Origin of the sequence: Bradyrhizobium sp., from assembly GCF_049581145.1 — a bacterium.
In the GTDB taxonomy this organism is placed as follows: Bacteria; Pseudomonadota; Alphaproteobacteria; order Rhizobiales; family Xanthobacteraceae; genus Bradyrhizobium.
Genome location: NZ_JBAURI010000351.1, coordinates 1 through 3,315, shown reverse-complemented (window position 1 = coordinate 3,315; position 3,315 = coordinate 1). Strand labels below are relative to the sequence as shown.

3 protein-coding genes are annotated in these 3,315 nt (G+C 67.4%); 1 reads left to right on the top strand and 2 read right to left on the bottom strand.

The window, feature by feature from the left end:
* The first annotated feature begins 215 nt into the window (after nt 1-215).
* Nucleotides 216-1,718 carry a glycosyltransferase family 39 protein gene (locus WCB02_RS11440; RefSeq protein ID WP_423958270.1) on the top strand — a complete coding sequence of 501 codons (1,503 nt, stop codon included), beginning with the start codon at nt 216-218 and terminating at the stop codon, nt 1,716-1,718.
* Nucleotides 1,719-1,905: 187 nt separating this feature from the next.
* Here the strand turns inward: WCB02_RS11440 and WCB02_RS11435 are convergent, their stop codons facing one another.
* On the bottom strand, nt 1,906-2,934 hold the full coding sequence (locus WCB02_RS11435) for a YcjF family protein (protein ID WP_423958269.1): 1,029 nt from the start codon (nt 2,932-2,934) through the stop codon (nt 1,906-1,908).
* On the bottom strand, nt 2,931-3,315 hold a 385-nt coding region (locus tag WCB02_RS11430), incomplete at its 5' end, for a YcjX family protein (protein WP_423958267.1). The genes WCB02_RS11430 and WCB02_RS11435, both read right to left, overlap by 4 nt.

The window sequence follows — 3,315 nt, the reverse complement described above, 5'->3', positions numbered from 1 at the left end:
GTTCAATTCCTCGACGGAACGGCTGTTCTCGTCTCCCAGCTTACCGCGAGTCGCCTGAAAATTTCCTTCACGATCCGCCGGTCACGGCACGTTGACACCCCAGACAGAGTCGGTGAGAAAGCGCCGTGAAAACAGCCCCGCCCGACTTCCGCCGGACCAAGCCGGACGATCCCGCGTTTCGGCACCTCATCATCGCCGTCGTCCTGATCGCCGTGATGACGGCGATCCGGATCATCTGGGCCAGCCTGATCGACCTGCGCACCGATGAGGCCTATTACTGGACCTGGTCGAAGGAGCACGTGCTGTCGTTCCTCGATCACCCGCCGATGATCGCGTGGTTCATCCGGTTCGGGACCGCGATCTTCGGCGACACGAATTTCGGCGTCCGCTGCGCCGGTATTCTGGCCATGCTGGCCACGCAATTGCTGCTCGCCGATATCGTGCGGCGCGTGACCCATGACATCCGCGCGGTCTTGCTCGCGGTGCTGATGCCGGAGGCCGCGCTGTATTACGGGTTGCTGATGGCGAAGGTCGCGCCCGATGTCGCGCTGATCCCGTTCGCGGTCGCGATGATCTGGGCGCTGGTGCGGCTCGCCGAGAGCAGCGATCCACGCTGGTGGCTGGCCGCCGGCGCGTTCGCCGGGCTGGCGCTGCTGTCGAAATTCACCGCGCTGATGCTGCTGCCGGCGGTCGCGGCGTTCATGCTGGTGCCGGACTGGCGCTGGCGCTGGCTGAGATCGCCCTATCCGTGGCTCGCAGCGGGAATCGCGATCGTGGTGTTCTCGCCGGTGCTGATCTGGAACGCCGAGCACGACTGGGCAGCGTTCAAATTCCAGTCGGTGCGCGCCACCGCGACGCATGCGCTGTCGCTGCGCACGGTCGGCGACTATCTCGGTCTGCAGCTTGGACAGGTTGGAGCAATCCTGCTGCCGGTGGTGCTGTCGGGCGTGGCGCTGACCGCATGGCGCGGCTATCGCAGGCGCGAGCCGGTCGCGATCCTGCTGTCGACCGCCGTGCTGGTCCCGTTCCTGTATTTCCTGTGGCGCTCGTTGACCTTGCGGGTCGGCGACACCTGGCCGATGTTCTTCTGGCCGATCGGCTTTGCCGCCGCCGCGATCAATCTCGCGGTCATGAAGCGGGAAGGGGCGCCCGAACGCAAGGTCAGATCCGCTGCCGCCTGGACGGTCGCGGCCATCGCGCAGGGCATGGCTTTGGTCATCCTGATCTTTCTCTATTATGTCGCGGCGCCCTGGAATTTCCTGCGCACCTCCGATCCGATCGGCGCCGAGGCCGGCTATGAAGCGGTCGCGGCGCGGGCGGAAGATGAGCTGCAGAAGACCGGCGCGAGCTGGATCGCCACCACCGACTATCGCACCTATGCGATGATGCGCTGGTACTTCAACGGCCGCGTGCCCGTGATCGAGATCAACGAACGCGGCCGGTTTCTCGGCTTCGCCGATCCCGGCATCGGGCAGATCGCGGGTCATGCCGGGCTCTACGTGGCACGCGTGCCTGACAACACCAATCCGGTCTGGGCCGAGACCACCGCGGTGCGCGAGCCGCTCGAACGCGTCGATCGCGTCTGGCGCGGCGTCGTGATGGACACTTACGCGCTGGAAAAGCTGACCGGCTGGACCCCCGAATTGTCGCCGCCGCCGGACTCGCCGCTGTTCCACTGGCGCGTGCTGGCGGGCGAATTGCGAAGGCGCACTGGCTGAAGCCTGATCAGGCGAGGTCGCATTGAACCGTGGGGAGTCCTCCGTCATCGGAACATTCACCGTCATTGCGAGGAGCGCTTGCGATGAAGCAATCCAACTTTCACTCTTTCCATGACGAAATCGATTGCTTCGCTGTGCTCGCAATGACGGGAGGGGGCTTTGCCGAACTTGGACAGACGGTTTCCTGCTAATCCTCCTCCTCGCGCTTGCGCAGCAAGTCCCTGGCGAGGTCGGTGAGCACCGGGCGCGGCAGCGCCGTGAACGGCAGCGGGCGCGTCACCTCGATCGCGGCGAGGCCGAGGCGGGCGGTGAGCAGGCCGTTGAGCATGCCTTCGCCGAGCCGCTGCGACAGTTTGGCCGCCAGCCCATGGCCGAGCATCTGCTGGATGACGCTGTCGCTTGCGGCCATTCCGCCGGTGATGGCGAGATGGGCGATGACGTGGCGCAGCAGGGAGATCATGCCGAGCGTGCCGGGCCGGCCGCCATAGAGCCGGGCCAATTGTCGGATCAGCCGCAGCGAGGCCACCAGCACGAACAGCACGTCGACCATCGCGCGCGGGCTGACGGCGGTGACGATCGAGACGCGCTGCGCGGCGGATGAGACCAGCCGGCGCGCCTCCTGATCGAGCGGGCTCATCAATTCGCGTTCCGCCAGCCTGATCATGTCGGCGCCGTCGATGATGTCGTCGGCATGGCCCTGCAGCGCGGCGCGGGCGCGCGCCAGTTGCGGATTCTGGTGCGCGATCCCGACCAGCTCGCGCACGATGCTGCGGCTCTCGGCACGGTCGTCGCTGAGCAGCACGCCGGCGGCGCGCTGATGCAGTTTTTCGATGGTCGCAAGCCGCGCCAGCGCGAGGATCTCGCGCGCGCTGATTACGGATAGCGCCAGCGCGGCGATCCCGGTGAAGCCAACGCCGACGTAGCCCAGGCCCTCGCTGCGCGCGAACAGATCCTCGATCAGTTGCGTGACGCCGAGCCCGATTCCGAGCAGCACCAGTCCGGCGGTCGAGGTCCAGAACGCTGTGCCCCAGCGAAAACCGCGCCGCTCCGCCATCGCGACGTCGAGCGGGAGCGGCAGCTGCGCCGGCTCGGCTACCGGCATCACCTGCACGGTGCCGCGCGCCGGTCGGGCGGCCTCGTCGGCGTCGACCACCACGACACCGGGATCGCCGAGGCGGAAGGTGGCGGGACGTCGCTGCTTTGATCGCTCGCTCATTGCAATCGGTCTCCGATCAGAAACTGCAGGGCGCGGTCGAGGCGGATATGCGGCAGCGCGGGTTCGCCGGCGCCGTTGTGCTCGAGCAGCGGCGGACGAAAGCGCAGGAAGCGGAAGTCGCTGTTCTCGCCCGCCATCGAGGACAGGCCGCGGAACGCGCCTTCGCCGGCGAACAGCGCCTCGGGATCGGTGGGCAGGTCGCCGGGAAAGGTCGCGACTTCGACGCGGCCGTCAAAGGTCTCGCCATTGGCGGTCTCGCCGGGGGCCGGTGTTCCCAGGATCGAGGGCAATCTGTCGCGGCCTCGCGCCACGACAGCTTCCCTGGTGGCGCGCACCGCGGCGAGCGCCACCACGTCGATCTCGGCGCCTGTGCTCTCGGCC